Source organism: Pseudomonas stagnisoli (assembly GCF_048595745.1).
Taxonomy (GTDB): domain Bacteria; phylum Pseudomonadota; class Gammaproteobacteria; order Pseudomonadales; family Pseudomonadaceae; genus Aquipseudomonas; species Aquipseudomonas alcaligenes_A.
The window spans coordinates 274,590-291,362 of the sequence record NZ_CP184361.1 but is presented as its reverse complement, the minus strand read 5'-3'; the positions used below and the strand labels follow the sequence as shown (position 1 = coordinate 291,362).

Below are 16,773 nucleotides of genomic sequence, written 5' to 3'. Positions count from 1 at the left end.
ACCCATGAATTCTCCGCAGAAACTGCTGGTGCTCTACACCGGCGGCACCATCGGCATGCAGATGAGCGAGGCCGGCCTGGCACCCGCTTCCGGCTTCGAAGCGCGCCTGCGCGCCGAGCAGGCCCTGCACCCGGAACGCCCGGCCCCGGCCTGGCAGTTCCGCGAACTGAGCCCGCCGATCGACAGTGCCAACATGCGCCAGGCCAACTGGCTGGCCATGCGCGACGCCATCGTCCAGGCCGTGGATCACGACGGCTTCGATGCCGTACTGCTGCTGCACGGCACCGACACGCTGGCCTACAGCGCCGCCGCGCTGAGCTTCCTGCTGCTGGGCATGCCGGTGCCGGTGCTGCTGACCGGCTCGATGCTGCCCGCTGGCAGCCCGGGTAGCGACGCCTGGCCCAATCTGTTCGGCGCCCTGGCGGTGCTCGCCGAGGGTTGCCGGCCCGGCGTGCACCTGTACTTCGACGGCCAGCTGCTGCACGGCGCCCGCGCCAGCAAGCTGAAGAGCGAGGCCTTCGATGCCTTCGTCAACATGGCCCGGCCGCGTCACGGCCAGTGTCTGGAACAGCTGCCCGAGGCCCTGCACTACCGTCGCCCGCGTCGCGCAGTGGCACTGGCCGTGCTGCCGCTGTTTCCCGGCCTGGGCGCCCCCCAGCTGCGCGCCGTGCTGGCGAGTGGCGTGCAGGGCGTGTTGCTGGAGTGCTATGGCAGCGGCACCGGCCCGGCGGATGACGCCGAGTTCCTCGCCGCGCTGCGCGAGGCGCGCCAGCGCGGCGTGGTGCTGGGGGCCATCAGCCAGTGTCCGCTGGGGCACGTCGACTTCGCGGTGTACGCCGCCGGCAGCGCGCTGGCCGAGGCCGGCCTGGTCAGCGGCGGCGGCATGACCCGTGAAGCCGCGCTGGGCAAGCTGTTCGGCCTGCTCGGTGCCGGCCTGCCGGCCGCCGAGGTCGAGCGCCTGTTCGCCCTCGACCTGTGCGGCGAGCTGGCCGAGTAAGCACAGGGCATCAAACCCACCACGGGCAGTCCCCTCTCCCGTTTACGGGAGAGGGTTAGGGAGAGGGGAAGCTCTAGCGATTCAGCGGCGAGAACACCGACCAGCCGATGCGCTCGCTGAGCAGCTCCAGCGCCGCCATGCCGGCCAGCGAGTTGCCGGCGGCGTTCAGCTCCGGTGACCACACGCAGACGCTGAAACGCCCCGGCACCACGGCCACGATGCCGCCGCCGACCCCACTCTTGCCCGGCAGGCCGACACGGTAGGCGAAGTTGCCGGCCTCGTCATACAGGCCGCTGGTGGCCATGATCGCGTTGACCTGCTGGGTCTGGCGCGGCGTGAGGATCTGCTCGCCACTGCGCGGACAAACGCCCTGGTTGGCCAGGAAGCCGCAGGCGCGGGCCAGGTCGACGCAGCTCATGGCCAGGGCACAGTGGTGGAAATAGCTGCGCAGCACCGTCTCCACCTCGTTGTGAAAGTTGCCGAAGGCCTGCATCAGGTAGGCCGCGGCGGCGTTGCGCGCGCGGTGCTGGTATTCCGATTCGGCAACCTTGGCGTCCGACACCAGCAGCGGGTTGCCGGACAGGCGCCGGACCAGGTCGCGCATCGACAGCGCCGGGGCGGCGAAGCGCGACTCGTTGATGTCGCAGATCACCAGGGCACCGGCGTTGATGAAGGGATTGCGCGGCCGGCCACGTTCGAACTCCAGCTGCACCAGCGAATTGAACGGCTGCCCGGACGGCTCGTGGCCCAGGCGCTGCCAGATTTCCTCACCGGAATGCTGGATCGCCTGCACCAGGCTGAACACCTTGGAAATGCTCTGGATCGAGAACAGCTCGGCGGCATCGCCGGCGGTGTAAAGACTGCCGTCCACGCCCACCACGGCAATGCCCAGGCGCGCGGCCGGTACCTCGGCCAGCGCCGGGATGTAGTCGGCCACCTTGCCCTGGCCCAGCAGCGGGCGTACCTGATCCAGAATCTCGTTCAACAGCGCCTGCATGCTCGGCCTCTCCGTTTGCGGGTGCCGAAATAGACGCTCGCGACGGGCACACCATCACAGCGCCGGTTGGCCGCGATGACGCGGTTGGCCAGCCACAATGGCCGGAATTATCCCTTTGTTGGCCGACGTTATCGTTCTCCCGGCTCACTCGCGGCGCCAACAATGCGCCCAGCCCATCGAGGAGAACAACAAGATGCTGACCTTCTACAGCGACGACCACCGCCTGCACCACGCCCAGGGCGAAATGGTCGGCGGCGAGTTCAAACCCTGCTTCGAGATGCCCGCGCGCGCCGACCACGTGCTGGCGCGGGTGCGCGAGCGCGATATCGGCGAGGTGCTGGCGCCACGCGACTTCGGCCTGGCGCCAATCGCGCGCATCCACACCGCCGACTACCTGGAGTTCCTGCAGCAGGCCTGGGCCGGCTGGGCCGCCCAGGGCAACACCGCCGACTTCCTGCCCGGTGTGTTCCCGGCCCGCCATCTGCGCGCCAAACGGCCCAATGACCTGTACGGCCAGTACGGTTTCCACAGCTTCGACTGCTTCGCGCCAATCACCGCCGGCACCTGGCAGGCGGTCTACAGCTCGGCGCAGGTCGCCTTGAGCGGCCAGGCCGAGATTGCCGCCGGCGCCCACAGCGCCTTCGCCCTGTGCCGCCCGCCGGGCCACCACGCCAGCGCCGACGTGATGGGCGGCTACTGCTACCTGAACAACGTGGCCATCGTCGCCCAGGCCTGCCTCGACCAGGGCGCCGCGCGCGCGGCCATCCTCGACGTCGACTACCACCACGGCAACGGCACCCAGTCGATCTTCTACGACCGCGACGACGTGTTCGTTGCCAATATCCACGGCAGCCCGAGCTTCGAGTACCCGCATTTCCTCGGCTATGCCGACGAGACCGGCGCCGGCCGCGGCGAAGGGTTCAACCTCAACCTGCCGCTGGCCGCCGGCAGCGCCTGGGATATCTGGGGCGCCGCTCTGGAAACCGCCTGCCAGCGCATCGCCGCCTACGGCCCGGACGTGGTGCTGGTATCCCTCGGCGTCGATACCTACCAGAACGACCCGATTTCCAGTTTCAAGCTGGACAGCCCGGACTACCTGCGCATGGGCGAACGCATCGCCGCGCTGGGCAAGCCGACGCTGTTCGTCATGGAGGGCGGCTATGCGGTCGCCGAAATCGGCATCAATGCCGTCAACGTGCTCGAAGGTTTCCAGGGCGCCTAGAACCTGCCCACGATCTGCTGCGCGTCGGCTAAACGGCGTTGAAAGCCGCCCGGGACGCGGCGTCTCGGAATGCTCATTTACCACTCGTAAACTCCGCTTCCTCGGCAGCTTTCGCCACCGTTTATCTCTAGCTCGCGAGATCGTGAGCAGGTTCCGAATCAACTGAAGGAGAACAACAAGATGAAGAAACTGCTCGCCGCCGCCCTCTGCGGCCTGACCCTGGCCGGCGCCGCCCAGGCCGCCGACCGCGAACTCAAGGTCTACAACTGGTTCGACTACATCACACCGGAGACCCTGACCAAGTTCAAGCAGGACAGCGGCATCAAGCTGACCTACGACATCTTCGACACCAATGAGGCGCTGGAGGCCAAGCTGCTCACCGGCAACTCCGGCTATGACCTGGTGGTGCCGTCCAACGTGTTCCTCGCCAAGCAGGTCGAGGCCGGCGTGTTCCAGAAGCTGGACCGCAGCAAACTGCCCAACTGGCAGCACCTCGACCCGCAGCTGATGAAACTGATCGAGGCCAACGACCCGGGCAACCAGTACGCCGTGCCCTACATGTATGGCACCGTGCTGATCGGCTTCAACCCGGACAAGGTCAAGGCCGCGCTGGGTGACAACGCACCGGTGGACAGCTGGGACCTGATCTTCAAGGAAGAGAACATCGCCAAGCTCAAGGACTGTGGCGTAGCCCTGCTCGATTCGCCGTCGGAAATCCTGCCCCTGGCCCTGCACTACCTGGGCCTGCCGCCCAACAGCACGGAGCCGGGCGACTATGCCAAGGCCGAGCAGCTGCTTAGCAAGATCCGCCCGCACGTGCGCTACTTCCACAGCTCCAAGTACATGAGCGACATCGCCAACGGCGAGATCTGCGTGGCCGTGGGTTACTCGGGCAGCTTCTCCCAGGCCGCCAACAACGCCAAGCAGGCCAACAACGGCGTGACCGTGGACATGCGCCTGCCCAAGGAAGGCGCGCCGATCTGGTTCGACATGATGGCGATTCCCAAGGACGCGAAGAACATCGACGAGGCCCACGCCTTCATCAACTACCTGCTGCAGCCGCAGGTGATCGCGCCGATCTCCGACTTCGTCGGCTACCCCAACCCGAACAAGGACGCCACCGCGCTGGTCGCCGAGTCGATCCGCAACAACCCCAACCTGTACCCGACCGCCGAGGCCATGCGGAAGCTCTACACCCTTGAGCCGCTGCCGCGTGCCGCCGAGCGTGCGCGCACCCGCGCCTGGAGCAAGATCAAGACCGGCAGCTGACCGGCCCGCATGGAAAAAGACCGGCCCTTGGGCCGGTCTTTTTTTACGCCGCGGACACTCAGTGCCACATGCCCTTGATCTGGCCCAGCTTCAGGCCATTGATCAGGCAGTGGTTGGGATTGCCCGGCAGCGGGTCCTTCAGCACATGCCCACCGTAGTTGATCACGGTGGTGGTGTTGCCGCTCATGAAAGGCCCCCACGCCCGGGTGGTGTCGGTGGCGATCAGCGCGGCGGCGGTCTGATTGCCCGCGCTGGCGCACAGGGCAGACACGCGTTCCAGGCGACCGTTGGCATCCTGCTCTTCCTTGGCGTAGTTGGCGTCGGTATTGGCGGCACCGCCGCGCACGATCAGCACGCCCTTGCCGACCTCCTCGGCCTGCGCCGAAGACACGCCGCCGCAGGCCAGGGCGGCAAACAGGATAGCGGCGGCCAGGTACTTATGGTTCTCGATAAATGCGTTCATGGTGAGTTCCTCGATGCGTCAGTGGGGGGTGATCACAGGGCGATGTCGCGGGCGTGGGTCTGGCCCGGCCAGACGCCGCTCATCTCGATTTCACGTTGGCCGGTCAGCCACTGGCCCAGCGGGCTCGGCCAGCTGAAGGTGTAGTGATCGCTGTTGATCACGCCCTTGAAGCTGACGTGGGCCACGATGTTGGTGGCATTGAGCGGGATGTTGCCGACGGTCTTGGACAACCCGCCGCTGAGCGAGAAAGACTCGTTGTGCGGGCCCTGCGGGGTGTCGTAGCTGAGCTTGATGTCGGTGATGTAGGTGCAGCCCGGCTTGTTGTTGAACAGGATCTGCAGCGAGCCCAGGCGGGTGATCCAGTTGGGGATCAGCAGGTTGCCGTCGAACGAGGCGAAGGTGTAGGCGATCGGCACCACGCCGTTGGCCATCTGGTCCGGCACGCTGGGCCACAGGTGCTGGTCGACCTGCTTGGTCTCCTTGGTGGAGACGAAGGAGCCCTTGCCGTTGGCGCCGGCCAGCATCTCCTGCACGGCGCCGGCCGACCCACTGATGGAGAACGAGGCACTGTTGTCCTGGGAGCCGATGTTCAGGCCGCTGTTGGCATAGATCACACTGGTGACCACGCCGAAGCCCTGGGCAATGCCGCTGCCGTTGCTCATGCTCACCGAGGCCGCCTGCTGGGACAGCCAGCTGAGCGTCTCGGGCTTGGACAGGGTGGTCAGGTCGCTGACGAAGCCCTCGTTGGCGATGCCGAACTCCGAGGCCATCGAGCCGATGTTGGCGAAGTCCCAGGTGATCTCGGTGCCGGCGGTGATCTTGGTGCCGGTCTCCGGGTCGGTGGCGCTGCCATCGAGGCTGACATTGGCCTGAGTGCGCTTGACGTTGCTCGACGACAGCTTCCACTGGTTGGGAACGCCGCGGCTGCTCAGCGGCACGCCCGGCGTGGCTTCCTGCACCAGGGTGAAGTCGCCGGTGTCCGGCGAGACGATGCCCACCGCGCCCAGCTTGATCTTCGGATCGAGCGTCCAGTTGCCCCAGTAGGCCGCGCGACCGGCGCGGATCAGATCGGTAAAGGTACGATTCCAGTTCATTGTGAGAGTCCTTGCAGTTGAGGGGACGGCGCCGGGACGACGTGGCGCACCTGTCGAACGGCGCGCCGCTCGGCACCCCAGATGCTCTCGGGCAGGGCGCTGCGGCGAAATCGGGCAAATGCGGTAGGACTGCGGGGAAGGATTTCCGTCTCGGTTCGCTGGCTGCGGGGCAGTAGCATCGCGCCATCGCTCATGAGTCGGGGGCAGGGATATGCTCACACCGCGTGAATGCCAGGTACTGGCGCTGATCGCCCGCGGCTGCAGTGATCGCCAGGTCGCCCAGCAGCTGGGCCTGTGCCTCGGCACCGCGCGCCGGCATCGCGAGAACCTGCAGGGCAAGCTCGACCTGCACAAGTCGGCGCAGCTGACGATCCATTACCTCGAACACGTCGCCCCGCCGGGCGAGATTGACCTTATCCCGCCGGCGCTGAGCCATCGGCAGCGCGAGGTGCTGCACCTGCTCGCCCTCGGGCGCAGCGACAAGCAGGCCGCCAAGGCGCTGGGCCTCAGCGATCAGACGGTGCGCAAGCATCGGCACAACCTGCAGCGCAGGTTCGCTGCTGGCAGCGTCTGTGCCCTGCTGTTTGCCGCCGTCAGCGGCGGTGCGCTGACGCTGCCCCTGACACCGCCGCAACGCGCACCGCTGGTGCTGGCCGTGCGGCCGCCTGCGACAGCTTATCGGCAACTGCGGGAACGGTTGGACAAGGCCGTGGGCGGCTGCTTAGTTCTCTGAACGCCATCCGCCTCGGGAGCTCCGCCATGCAACGCCTGATCATCGCCGCCAGCCTGCTCGCCGCGGGCGCCGCCCAGGCCGCCAACCTACCGGCCTTCGCGCTCACCTGCCCCGGCGACATCGCCGTGAGCGCCGCAGCCGGGGGCCCGGTGCACATCAACGACCGGCAGGCCGTGCTGAGCAAGTTCAGCGAGCAGTACTACGAAGCCAAGAGCCAGGGCGTGACCCTTTCCATCAGCATCGCGGCCGACGGTTCGCCCACGGTGACCTACACCGGCAAGCAGGGCGCCAACGGCGTCTGTACCGAACGCCAAGAGGCGCCGCAGGAACCAGCACCGGCCGCTGAATAGCGCGGCCGGCCGTCACTCGCCACGGATGTACTGCTCCAGGTGCTGGATCAGGCCGTCCTGCTCGGCCAGGGTCTCCTTGACCAGGTCGCCAATCGACAGCAGGCCGAGCAGACGCTCGCCTTCCACCACCGGCAGGTGGCGCAGGTGGCCGTCGGTCATCAGGCTCATGCATTCGCGGATGCCCTGGCGCGCACTCACTGTCACCACCGGCACGCTCATCACCTCGCGCACCGCCGTGCCGACGGACGAACGCCCGAGCAACACGCCTTTGCGGGCGTAGTCACGCTCGCTGACGATGCCGACCAGACGCCCGGCGTCGGTCACCGGCAACGCGCCGATATTGTGCTCGGCCATCAGCCGCAGCGCCTCCAGCATGCTGGCCTCGGGCGCCACGGTGTGTACGTTCTGCTGCGGCTTGCTGGCCAGCATCTGCGCGACGGTCTTCATGCGAATCTCCCCCTGTCCTGTGTTCGCCTTGGATGGGCGAAGCATCGACCAGGGGGAGCGTGGCGAGCCAAGCGGAGATTTCGATGGTGCCTATTGAGAAATTCACTGAGGCTCAGTCGAGCAACTGGGCGAAGCCCTTGTCGGCCTCCAGCACCTCCGGCAGCTTGTCGAACAGGGCGTCGAGGTCGATGCCCTGGCACAGCGGGCTGTCCAGCTCGGCGCGGGTCTTGTCCAGATCACCTTCGTGCTGGCGCAGGGCCTCGGCAATCAGCACTGCCTGCGCCACCAGACGCGGTAACGGCATGTCCGCCGGCGCCTGATGCGGCCGCGTCTGCAGGGCAATGGCCTGCTGGATCACCTCAGGCAGCTGCCAGCGCCGCGCCAGCTCGGCGCCCACCTCGGGGAAACCGAAACCCAGCTGCAGGGTTTCCAGCGCCACGCGGCCGGCGGCGTCGGTCTTGCCGCTGCGGTTCAGGCGCGCGGCCAGCTCGGGGGCGCCGGTCTGGATCAGCAGCTCACCGATGTTGTGCATCATGCCGCAGGTGAAGGCCGTTTCCATGGCCACGCCACGGCTCTTGGCCAACAGCCGGCAGATACTCGCCACCTGGAAGCTCTGCAGCCAGAAGGCCTTGAGGTCGAAGCCGGAGTCGGTCTTGAAGGCGCCGGTCACGGCCGAGGCCAGTACCAGCGTGCGCAGGGTGTTGAAGCCCAGACGCGAGGCGGCATCCTCGACGCTGTGCGCCTCGCGGGCACCGCGAAAGCGCGCGGAGTTGGCCAGGCGCAGCACCTTGGCGGCGATCACCGGGTCGAGGTTGATGTTGCGCGCGACCGCGTCGAGGTTGGTGTTGGGGTTGTCGAACTGTTGGATCAGGTCCTGAGCGACCTTGGGAATGCTGGGCAGGCTGTGCAGCTGGGAAAACAGACTGTCGATATCCATGCATGAACTCCGACGTGCGCGATGGGTGGTATGGATTAAAAAACATAGCCACCCGAACGCCGCCTCACCCTGCCTTTCGTCGGCCTCAGGCCATCGCCTTGCGGATGTCCGCCGCCAGCTCGCGCACCCGCGCCTCCTCGGTATCCCAGCTGCACATGAAGCGCGCGCCGCCGGCGCCGATGAAGGTGTAGAAACGCCAGCCCCACGCGCGCAGGCGTTCGATGGCCGCTTCCGAGAGCTGCAGGAACACGCCGTTGGCCTCCACCGGGAACATCAGGCTGACGCCCGGTACGTCCGCCACCAGCTCGGCCAGCAGGCGCGCGCAGCGGTTGGCGTGGTTGGCGTAGCGCAGCCAGGCATCGTCCTGCAGCAGGCCGACCCAGGGCGCCGACAGGTAGCGCATCTTCGAAGCCAGCTGACCGGCCTGCTTGCAGCGGTAGTCAAAGTCCTCGGCCAGGGCCTTGTTGAAGAACAGGATGGCCTCGCCCACCGCCATACCGTTCTTGGTACCGCCGAAGCACAGCACGTCGACGCCAGCCTTCCAGGTCAGCTCGGCCGGACTGCAGCCGAGCGAGGCACAGGCGTTGGAAAACCGCGCGCCATCCATGTGCAGGTTGAGCTTGAGTTCCTTGCACACCTGGCTGATGGCGGCGACCTCATCGGGACGGTAGACGGTGCCGACTTCAGTGGCCTGGGTCAGGGTCACTACGCGTGGCTTGGGGTAGTGGATGTCCTGGCGCTTGAGGGCGACCTCGCGGATGCTCTCCGGGGTCAGCTTGCCGCCCAGGGTACGCGCGGTGAGCAGCTTGGAACCGTTGGAGAAGAACTCCGGCGCACCGCACTCATCGGTCTCGACGTGGGCAGTCTCCGAGCAGATCACGCTGTGGTAGCTCTGGCACAGGCTGGCCAGGGCCAGGGAGTTGGCAGCGGTGCCGTTGAAGGCGAAGAACACCTCGCAGTCGGTCTCGAACAGCTGGCGGAAATGGTCCGCGGCGCGGGCCGTCCAGCTGTCCTCGCCATAGGCACGCTCATGGCCGCGATTGGCCTCGGCCATGGCGGCCCAGACCTCCGGGCAGATGCCGGAATAGTTGTCGCTGGCGAATTGCTGGGTATGGTCGGTCATGGGATTTCCTCGTGGGAGCAACCTTAAATCTAGCCAGCCGACAACGCCTCGTGGGCCCTGCCGGCGGCAATAACAGATACAGCAGTTAAGCGGCCTTGCAAAAAACTGTACTGCCATGAAACTGCCGCTAGTACTTCATGACACGGCAGAAATTCTCGACTTTCTACCAAAAGCCTGAACTTTCACGGATGACCAGTACAGTTGCGCAACCAGAAACAGAACAGTTGCAAAGCCGACTAACTAATAGCCGCGCAATTTATCCCAGCTGTGCCTATGAAATCGACTAGGCAGTCAGGAAAATAGACTTCCAGTAGAACACCCTCTAGCCCGCCACAAGCGGAAGGAAGCCTCATCATGGAACGTACCCTCAGTTCCGACCTCATGTTTCAACAACAGTCCCCAGCCAGCGGTGGTCACATCCCGCTGCGCGTCCTGGGCACCCTGCTGCTGTGGCAGCGCCGTATCAGCAGCCGCCGCCAACTCGCGCGCCTGGACGAGCGCCTGCTGGCCGACGCCGGCATCAGCACTTACGACCGCGCCATCGAGATCAGCAAGCCGTTCTGGCGCTGATTGCCAGCGCGCATGAAAAAGGGGAGCCGAGGCTCCCCTTTTTGTTGCCCGTCGCCCAGGCATTTCTCGACTAGAACTTGTCGGGCCGCAGCACCTGGACCTCGGAGAGATAGCAGACCATCGCGTAGTTGGCGTAGTAGCGCTGCTGCAGGTGCTCGGCAATGCGCATCGCCAGTTCACGGCTGCAGATCACTTCCAGGCGCAGGTTACCCTCGGTGTCCCAACCGGCGCTGCGCACGCCACGGCCGCCGCGACCACGGGCATCGGAGATGGTCCAGCCGGGCGCCCCCAGCGCCTCCAGATCGGCCACCAGTTTCTTCTCCAGCGCGGCCTCGCCCACCACGGTGAGCAGGGTGCGGTTGTGCGTGTCCATGTCAGAACCCCCAGGCGATCAGTTGCTCGGCCAGCGCCAGGTAAAGCGGTATGCCGATGAGGATGTTGAAGGGAAAGGTGATGCCCAGCGAGGCGGTCAGCGACAGCGATGGGTTGGCCTCGGGCAGCGCCAGGCGCAACGCCGCCGGGACCGCGATGTAGGAAGCCGAGGCCGCCAGGGTGGCCAGCACCGCGGTACCGCCCAGGCTGAGCCCCATGAAGCGCGCCAGCAAGGCACCCAGCAACGCACCCAGCAGTGGCATAAGCAGGGCGAACGCCGCCAGGCGCAGACCGAACTGCTTCAGCGCGCCGAGCTGGCTGGAGGCGATCAGGCCCATCTCCAGCAGGAAGAACGCCAGCACCGGCTTGAACATGCTGGTGTACAGCGGCTCCAGCGGCTTGATCGCTTCCTTGCCGGCGACCGCACCAATCACCAGACCACCGAGCAGCAGCATGATGCTCTTGCCGAGGAAGATCTCGCGGCCCAGCTCCTTCCAGTCGGTGCCGCGGCTAACGCCCTTGGCCAGCAGGATGCCGACCAGGATCGCCGGAATCTCCAGGATCGCCACGAACAGCGGCATGTAGCTCTCGAAGCTGACCTGCTTGGACACCAGGAAGGCCACCACCACGGCGAAGGTGCCGGCACTCACCGAACCGTAGTGCGCCGCCACCGCCGCGGCGTTGACCCGGTCGAAACGCAACCCGCGCAGGAGCACGAAGGCCAGCAGCGGCAAGCCAATGCCCATCAGCAGCACCAGCCCGGCCTGGCCGAGCAGCTGCACGCTGGCCTGCTCGGCCAGCTCCACGCCGCCGTGCAGACCGATGGCCAGCAACAGGATGATCGACAGCGTCTCATACAACGCCGCCGGCAACTTCAACTCGCTCTTCAGCAACCCGGCGACCAGGCCGAAGACGAAGAACAGCACCACCGGATCCAACGTGCACCTCCTTTTCATGGGCAAAAAAGGGGGCGCCTGCGCGCCCCGGGGATTTAAGCGTCGATCTCGACTAGGACTTCGCCCGGATTGACCCGGTCACCCTTGGCCACATGCACGGCCTTGACGGTACCGGCGATGGGCGCCTGCACCTCGGTCTCCATCTTCATCGCCTCGGTGATCAGCACGGCCTGGCCGGCTTTTACCACATCCCCTTCCTTGACCAGCACATCGACGATATTGCCCGGCATGGTGGTGGACACATCGCCCGGCGCGCTGGCCTGCTTGCGCTTGCCGCCGGCCCCGGCGACGAAGTCGTTGAGCGGCTCGAACACCACCTCTTCCGGCATGCCGTCAATGGACAGGTAGAAGTGACGCTTGCCATCACCCTTGACGCCAACGCCGGTGATGTCCACGCGGTAGCTCTCGCCGTGCACGTCGACCACGAACTCGGTGGGCACGCCCTCGCCACCCACCGGCGCCGTGCCGCCGGCCTGCGGCAGCGGCAGCAGGGCCTCGGGCTTGAGGGTGCCGGCGGCGCGCTCCTCGAGGAACTTGCGGCCAATGTCGGGGAACATGGCATAGGTCAGTACGTCTTCCTCGGACTTGGCCAGCGTACCGATCTCCTCGCGCAGCTTGGCCATCTCCGGCTTGAGCAGGTCAGCGGGGCGCACGTCGATGACTTCCTCGTTGCCGATGGCGCGCTTGCGCAGCTGCTCGTCGACCTTGCCCGGGGCCTTGCCGTAGCGGCCCTGCAGGTACAGCTTCACTTCATTGGTGATGGTCTTGTAGCGCTCGCCGGCCAGCACGTTGAACACCGCCTGGGTACCGACGATCTGCGAGGTCGGGGTGACCAGGGGCGGGAAGCCGAGGTCTTCGCGCACTTTCGGGATCTCAGCGAACACCTCGTTGATGCGGCCCAGCGCGCCCTGCTCCTTCAACTGGTTGGCCAGGTTGGACATCATGCCGCCCGGCACCTGGTTGACCTGCACGCGGGTATCCACGGCGGTGAATTCGCTCTCGAACTGGTGGTACTTCTTGCGTACGGCATGGAAGTACATGCCGATCTCCTGGATCAGCTCCAGGTCCAGGCCGGTGTCGAAAGGCGTGCCGCGCAGGGCGGCGACCATCGACTCGGTGCCCGGGTGGCTGGTGCCCCAGGCGAAGCTGGAGATGGCGGTGTCGATGTGGTCGGCACCGGCCTCGATGGCCTTGAGCTGGCACATGGCGCCCATGCCGGAGGTGTCGTGGCTGTGCACGAACACCGGCAGGTCGACCTCGGCCTTGAGCGCCTTGACCAGTTCGAAGGTGGCATAGGGGGTAAGCAGGCCGGCCATGTCCTTGATGGCGATGGAGTCGATGCCCATGGCCTGCATGGCCTTGGCCTGCTCGACGTAGGCGGCCACGGTGTGCACCGGGCTGGTGGTGTAGCTGAGGGTGCCCTGGGCGTGCTTGCCGGCGGCCTTCACCGCCTCGATGGCGACGCGCAGGTTACGCACGTCGTTCATCGCGTCGAAGATGCGGAATACGTCGATGCCGTTGACCGCCGCCTTGGCCACGAAGGCGCGCACCACGTCGTCGCTGTAGTGGCGGTAGCCGAGCAGGTTCTGTCCGCGCAGGAGCATCTGCAGGCGCGTGTTGGGCAACGCGGCGCGCAGCTTGCGCAGGCGCTCCCAGGGATCTTCCTTGAGGAAGCGCACGCAGGCGTCGAAGGTGGCGCCGCCCCAGACTTCCAGCGACCAGTAGCCGACACGGTCGAGCTTGTCGCAGATCGGCAACATGTCCTCGGTGCGCATGCGCGTCGCAATGATCGACTGGTGGGCGTCGCGCAGGATGGTGTCGGTAACGGTGATCTTCTTAGTCATGCTCTCTGCTCTCCTGTAGCCCGGATGCAATCCGGGGCCGCAGATCCCGGACTGCGTCCGGGCTACGATTCGTTAAAGCCCCGCGTGGGCAGCGATGGCGGTGGCGATGGCGATGGCCAGGTGCGACGGGTTGCGCTTGATCGAGTACTGGGTCAGCTCCGGATGGCTCTCGACGAAGCTGGTGTTGAACTCGGCACTGCGGAACTCGGGATTGCGCAGGATCTCCTGGTAGTAGGGCGCGGTGGTCTTCACACCCTGCACGCGCATGTCGTCCAGCGCACGCAGGCCGCGGTCCAGGGCCTCTTCCCAGGTCAGCGCCCAGACCACCAGCTTCAGGCACATCGAGTCGTAGTAGGGCGGAATGGTGTAACCGGTGTAGATCGCCGTGTCGGTGCGCACGCCGGGGCCGCCGGGCGCGTAGTAACGGGTGATCTTGCCGAACGAGGGCAGGAAGTTGTTCTTCGGGTCCTCGGCATTGATGCGGAACTGCAGGGCATAGCCGCGGTGGATGATGTCCTCCTGCTTGACCGACAGCTCCAGCCCCGAGGCGATGCGGATCTGCTCGCGGACGATGTCGATACCGGTGATTTCCTCGGTGATGGTGTGCTCCACCTGCACCCGGGTGTTCATCTCCATGAAATACACCTCGCCCTCGGCGAGCAGGAACTCCACGGTGCCGGCGTTCTCGTAGCCCACTGCCTGGGCGGCGCGCACGGCGAGGTCGCCGATGTAGGCACGCTGCTCGGGGGTCAGCTGCGGGCTGGGGGCGATCTCGATCAGCTTCTGGTTGCGGCGCTGGATCGAGCAGTCGCGCTCGAACAGGTGCACGGTGTTGCCGAAGCTGTCGGCGAGGATCTGCGCCTCGATGTGCTTGGGATTGACGATGCACTTCTCGAGGAACACCTCGGCGCTGCCGAAGGCCTTGGTCGCCTCGGAGATCACCCGCGGGTAGGCCGACTCCAGCTCCTCGCGACTGTTGCAGCGGCGGATGCCACGGCCGCCACCACCGGAAGTGGCCTTGAGCATCACCGGGTAGCCGATACGCTCGGCCTCGCGCAGTGCCTCGGCAAGGTCGGCGACGTTACCTTCGGTGCCCGGAGTGACCGGCACACCGGCCTTGATCATGCTGCGCCGCGCCTCGGTCTTGTCGCCCATGCGGCGAATGACCTCGGCACTGGGGCCGATGAACTTGATTCCGCGCTCAGCGCAGATCTCCGCCAGCTCGGCGTTCTCCGAAAGGAAGCCGTAGCCCGGATGGAGGGCGTCGCAGCCGGTCTCCACGGCCAGATTGACCAGCTTGCGCGGGTTCAGGTAGCCGGCCAGCGGGTCGTCGCCGACGCTGTGCGCCTCGTCGGCGCGCTTGACGTGCAGGGCGTGGCGGTCCGCCTCGGAGTAGATGGCCACCGAGCGAATGCCCATCTCGGCGCAGGCGCGGACGATGCGCACGGCGATTTCGCCGCGGTTGGCGATGAGGATCTTCTTGATCACGAGCCTGGTTCCTCGATCACGTGAGCAAAGGACCGCGACAGGGCGGTCCGCGAATGACCGCACAGGCCACGGCGGTCTTGCAGTTACCCTACGCCCGCTGCTGGATTAACCAAAATCAATATTTATTGGGTTAAGCATAAGCAAACACTTATATTTGCTCGAAATGGCCTTTCCGGGAATCGTTGCGAATGCGCAAGTCACTGATGCGTATGACTTTTCGCCAACTGCAGATCTTCCGCGCAGTGTGCGAGAGCCGCTCCTACAGCCGCGCGGCGGAGGAAATGGCGCTGACCCAGCCGGCCGTCAGCCTGCAGATCCGCCAGCTGGAGGAGCTGCTCGGCCAGCCACTGTTCGACTATGTGGCCAAGAAGCTCTACCTGACGCCCGCCGCCGAGGCCCTGTTGCGCGCCAGCGAGGACGTGTTCGGCCGCCTGGAGGCGCTCGACATGCAGCTCTCCGACCTGCAGGGCTCACTGCAGGGCCAGCTCAGCCTGGCCGTGGAATCCAGCGCCAAGTACCTGGTGCCGCACCTGTTCGCCGCCTTCCGCGCCCAGCACCCGGAGGTCAGCCTGCAGCTGGTGGTGGTCAACCACGCGCAGGCGGTGCGGCGCCTGTCGGTGAGCCGCGACGACCTGCTGATCATGTCGCAGCCGCCCGGCGACCAGGCGCTGGACTTCTTCCCCTTCCTGACCAACCCGATCATCGCCGTGGCGCCACCGCAGCACCCCCTGTGTGCCCAGGAACAACTGCGCCTGGCCGACCTCGGCGCCTATCCCCTGCTGGTGCGCGAGCCCGGCTCGGGCACGCGCAAGGCCTGCGAGGAGTACTGCCACCAGAAACGCGCGCACTTCGCCCAGACCCTGGAAGTGGGCTCCACCGAGTCGCAGGTGGAAGGCGCCATCGCCGGCCTCGGCCTGGCCCTGCTGCCGCGCCACGCCGCGCGCCTGGAACTGGCCCAGGGTTTGCTGCGGGAATTGCCGGTAACGGAGCTACCGCTGCAGCGCAGCTGGTGCGTGGTGCACCCGCGCGGCAAGCACCTGTCGCCGGTGGCCCAGGCCTTCCGCGACTTCATCCGCCAGGAGCGGGTGCAGATCGCCGCACTGGAACGGCGCTTCGCCATGAGTGACTGAGCTGGCAGCCATGGAATTTCGTATATGATATTCGCACCATCACCCACTCGACTCGGTGACGCGCCGTGCCTCTACCTCGCTTCAATGCCCCCAACCTGGGGATAGCTCCCTCGGCCTCCGAGGTCATCGCCAAGCACCTGCGCGACGCGATCATCTCCGGGCAGTTCGCCGAGGACGAGCCGATCCGCCAGGACGACATCGCCGGGCTGTTCAACGTCAGCAAGATCCCCGTGCGCGAGGCGCTCAAGCGCCTGGAGGCCGAGGGCCTGGTGATGTTCCAGCGCAACAAGGGCGCGGTGGTCACGCGCATCTCCGAACCGGAACTGGCGCAGATGTTCGAGGTGCGCGTGCTGCTGGAAACGCGGGCGATCCGTCTGGCGGTGCCGAACATGAGCGAAGCCACCTTCGCCGAGGCCGAGCGCATCTGCGCGGCCTTCCTCGGCGAGGAGGACGTCGGCCGCTGGGCCGAGCTCAACTGGCAGCTGCACGCCTGCCTCTACGAACCGGCACAGCGGCCCTTCCTGGTCGGCCTGATCCGCTCGATCCACGACAAGCTGGAGCGCTACCTGCGCATGCAGATGAGCCTGTCCGAGGGCAAGGAGCGCGCCGACCACGAGCACCGCGAGATCATCGCCGCCTGCCGCGCCGGCGATGCCGAGCGGGCCGCACAGCTGATCGAGGAGCACATCGGCGGGGTCTGCCAGACGCTCTACGAGCACCTGCCCAACCGCCTCTGAGCGCCCGTAGCGCTGTGCCGATTTCGTCACCGGCGCAGGCTAAA

At 66.3% G+C, this 16,773-nt stretch carries 18 protein-coding genes; 8 read left to right on the top strand and 10 right to left on the bottom strand.

Going from position 1 to position 16,773, the window contains the following annotated elements:
- Positions 1-4 precede the first annotated feature (4 nt).
- Positions 5-997, top strand: coding sequence for an asparaginase (locus ACOAPY_RS01325; protein WP_465154758.1), 993 nt, complete (start codon positions 5-7; stop codon positions 995-997).
- 73 nt (positions 998-1,070) lie between these two features.
- Here the strand turns inward: ACOAPY_RS01325 and glsB are convergent, their stop codons facing one another.
- Positions 1,071-1,994: a glutaminase B gene (gene glsB, locus ACOAPY_RS01320; RefSeq protein WP_465154757.1), complete on the bottom strand. Its 924-nt coding sequence runs from the start codon at positions 1,992-1,994 to the stop codon at positions 1,071-1,073.
- Between the two features lie 193 nt (positions 1,995-2,187).
- On the opposite strand from glsB, the gene ACOAPY_RS01315 reads away from it, so the two are divergent.
- Complete coding sequence (locus ACOAPY_RS01315; RefSeq protein ID WP_465154756.1) at positions 2,188-3,216, top strand: histone deacetylase family protein; 1,029 nt, start codon at positions 2,188-2,190, stop codon at positions 3,214-3,216.
- 180 nt (positions 3,217-3,396) lie between these two features.
- Positions 3,397-4,485: a polyamine ABC transporter substrate-binding protein gene (locus ACOAPY_RS01310; RefSeq protein WP_465154755.1), complete on the top strand. Its 1,089-nt coding sequence runs from the start codon at positions 3,397-3,399 to the stop codon at positions 4,483-4,485.
- A 58-nt stretch (positions 4,486-4,543) separates the two neighbouring features.
- On the opposite strand, the gene ACOAPY_RS01305 is transcribed toward ACOAPY_RS01310, so the two are convergent.
- Positions 4,544-4,948, bottom strand: coding sequence for a hypothetical protein (locus ACOAPY_RS01305; protein ID WP_076581979.1), 405 nt, complete (start codon positions 4,946-4,948; stop codon positions 4,544-4,546).
- Positions 4,949-4,980: 32 nt separating this feature from the next.
- Positions 4,981-6,042: a hypothetical protein gene (locus ACOAPY_RS01300; protein WP_465154754.1), complete on the bottom strand. Its 1,062-nt coding sequence runs from the start codon at positions 6,040-6,042 to the stop codon at positions 4,981-4,983.
- Between the two features lie 211 nt (positions 6,043-6,253).
- Here ACOAPY_RS01300 and ACOAPY_RS01295 point away from each other — a divergent pair, with 211 nt between their 5' ends.
- Positions 6,254-6,775 (top strand): LuxR C-terminal-related transcriptional regulator, encoded by a 522-nt coding sequence (locus tag ACOAPY_RS01295; protein ID WP_465154753.1) that lies wholly within the window; start codon positions 6,254-6,256, stop codon positions 6,773-6,775.
- A 26-nt stretch (positions 6,776-6,801) separates the two neighbouring features.
- Positions 6,802-7,125, top strand: coding sequence for a hypothetical protein (locus ACOAPY_RS01290; RefSeq protein ID WP_465154752.1), 324 nt, complete (start codon positions 6,802-6,804; stop codon positions 7,123-7,125).
- Positions 7,126-7,137: 12 nt separating this feature from the next.
- Here ACOAPY_RS01290 and ACOAPY_RS01285 read toward each other — a convergent pair whose 3' ends face one another.
- The 3 genes from ACOAPY_RS01285 to ACOAPY_RS01275 form a co-directional block, all read right to left on the bottom strand.
- The gene (locus ACOAPY_RS01285; protein ID WP_021702100.1) at positions 7,138-7,572 is read right to left on the bottom strand and encodes a CBS domain-containing protein; all 435 of its coding nucleotides are present in this window, start codon (positions 7,570-7,572) and stop codon (positions 7,138-7,140) included.
- Between the two features lie 112 nt (positions 7,573-7,684).
- Complete coding sequence (locus ACOAPY_RS01280) at positions 7,685-8,509, bottom strand: HDOD domain-containing protein (protein WP_076581960.1); 825 nt, start codon at positions 8,507-8,509, stop codon at positions 7,685-7,687.
- An 85-nt stretch (positions 8,510-8,594) separates the two neighbouring features.
- Positions 8,595-9,632, bottom strand: a complete 1,038-nt coding sequence (locus tag ACOAPY_RS01275) for a threonine aldolase family protein (RefSeq protein ID WP_465154751.1) — start codon at positions 9,630-9,632, stop codon at positions 8,595-8,597.
- Between the two features lie 354 nt (positions 9,633-9,986).
- On the opposite strand from ACOAPY_RS01275, the gene ACOAPY_RS01270 reads away from it, so the two are divergent.
- The gene (locus tag ACOAPY_RS01270) at positions 9,987-10,202 is read left to right on the top strand and encodes a DUF1127 domain-containing protein (protein ID WP_465154750.1); all 216 of its coding nucleotides are present in this window, start codon (positions 9,987-9,989) and stop codon (positions 10,200-10,202) included.
- A gap of 70 nt (positions 10,203-10,272) precedes the next feature.
- Here ACOAPY_RS01270 and ACOAPY_RS01265 read toward each other — a convergent pair whose 3' ends face one another.
- The 4 genes from ACOAPY_RS01265 to ACOAPY_RS01250 all read right to left on the bottom strand — a co-directional run bounded on the left by ACOAPY_RS01265 (position 10,273) and on the right by ACOAPY_RS01250 (position 14,862).
- Entirely contained in the window at positions 10,273-10,575 is a 303-nt protein-coding gene (locus tag ACOAPY_RS01265; protein ID WP_465154749.1) for a P-II family nitrogen regulator, read from the bottom strand.
- Between the two features lies 1 nt (position 10,576).
- On the bottom strand, positions 10,577-11,530 hold the full coding sequence (locus ACOAPY_RS01260; RefSeq protein WP_465156676.1) for a sodium-dependent bicarbonate transport family permease: 954 nt from the start codon (positions 11,528-11,530) through the stop codon (positions 10,577-10,579).
- A gap of 35 nt (positions 11,531-11,565) precedes the next feature.
- A complete protein-coding gene (gene oadA, locus ACOAPY_RS01255) occupies positions 11,566-13,374 on the bottom strand; it encodes a sodium-extruding oxaloacetate decarboxylase subunit alpha (protein ID WP_465154748.1) in 1,809 nt (602 codons plus the stop codon).
- 72 nt (positions 13,375-13,446) lie between these two features.
- Positions 13,447-14,862 carry an acetyl-CoA carboxylase biotin carboxylase subunit gene (locus ACOAPY_RS01250; protein WP_465154747.1) on the bottom strand — a complete coding sequence of 472 codons (1,416 nt, stop codon included), beginning with the start codon at positions 14,860-14,862 and terminating at the stop codon, positions 13,447-13,449.
- A gap of 188 nt (positions 14,863-15,050) precedes the next feature.
- Between ACOAPY_RS01250 and ACOAPY_RS01245 the strand changes: the two genes are divergently transcribed.
- Both ACOAPY_RS01245 and ACOAPY_RS01240 read left to right on the top strand, forming a co-directional pair.
- The gene (locus ACOAPY_RS01245; protein WP_465154746.1) at positions 15,051-15,992 is read left to right on the top strand and encodes a LysR family transcriptional regulator; all 942 of its coding nucleotides are present in this window, start codon (positions 15,051-15,053) and stop codon (positions 15,990-15,992) included.
- 65 nt (positions 15,993-16,057) lie between these two features.
- On the top strand, positions 16,058-16,729 hold the full coding sequence (locus tag ACOAPY_RS01240) for a GntR family transcriptional regulator (RefSeq protein ID WP_021702092.1): 672 nt from the start codon (positions 16,058-16,060) through the stop codon (positions 16,727-16,729).
- Positions 16,730-16,773: the final 44 nt, after the last annotated feature.

Coding starts and splice junctions, on each gene's coding strand:
- ACOAPY_RS01325 (WP_465154758.1), top strand. CDS start 5: ATGAATTCTCCGCAGAAACTGCTGGTGCTCTACACCGGCGGCACCATC.
- glsB (WP_465154757.1), bottom strand. CDS start 1,994: ATGCAGGCGCTGTTGAACGAGATTCTGGATCAGGTACGCCCGCTGCTG.
- ACOAPY_RS01315 (WP_465154756.1), top strand. CDS start 2,188: ATGCTGACCTTCTACAGCGACGACCACCGCCTGCACCACGCCCAGGGC.
- ACOAPY_RS01310 (WP_465154755.1), top strand. CDS start 3,397: ATGAAGAAACTGCTCGCCGCCGCCCTCTGCGGCCTGACCCTGGCCGGC.
- ACOAPY_RS01305 (WP_076581979.1), bottom strand. CDS start 4,948: ATGAACGCATTTATCGAGAACCATAAGTACCTGGCCGCCGCTATCCTG.
- ACOAPY_RS01300 (WP_465154754.1), bottom strand. CDS start 6,042: ATGAACTGGAATCGTACCTTTACCGATCTGATCCGCGCCGGTCGCGCG.
- ACOAPY_RS01295 (WP_465154753.1), top strand. CDS start 6,254: ATGCTCACACCGCGTGAATGCCAGGTACTGGCGCTGATCGCCCGCGGC.
- ACOAPY_RS01290 (WP_465154752.1), top strand. CDS start 6,802: ATGCAACGCCTGATCATCGCCGCCAGCCTGCTCGCCGCGGGCGCCGCC.
- ACOAPY_RS01285 (WP_021702100.1), bottom strand. CDS start 7,572: ATGAAGACCGTCGCGCAGATGCTGGCCAGCAAGCCGCAGCAGAACGTA.
- ACOAPY_RS01280 (WP_076581960.1), bottom strand. CDS start 8,509: ATGGATATCGACAGTCTGTTTTCCCAGCTGCACAGCCTGCCCAGCATT.
- ACOAPY_RS01275 (WP_465154751.1), bottom strand. CDS start 9,632: ATGACCGACCATACCCAGCAATTCGCCAGCGACAACTATTCCGGCATC.
- ACOAPY_RS01270 (WP_465154750.1), top strand. CDS start 9,987: ATGGAACGTACCCTCAGTTCCGACCTCATGTTTCAACAACAGTCCCCA.
- ACOAPY_RS01265 (WP_465154749.1), bottom strand. CDS start 10,575: ATGGACACGCACAACCGCACCCTGCTCACCGTGGTGGGCGAGGCCGCG.
- ACOAPY_RS01260 (WP_465156676.1), bottom strand. CDS start 11,530: ATGAAAAGGAGGTGCACGTTGGATCCGGTGGTGCTGTTCTTCGTCTTC.
- oadA (WP_465154748.1), bottom strand. CDS start 13,374: ATGACTAAGAAGATCACCGTTACCGACACCATCCTGCGCGACGCCCAC.
- ACOAPY_RS01245 (WP_465154746.1), top strand. CDS start 15,051: ATGCGCAAGTCACTGATGCGTATGACTTTTCGCCAACTGCAGATCTTC.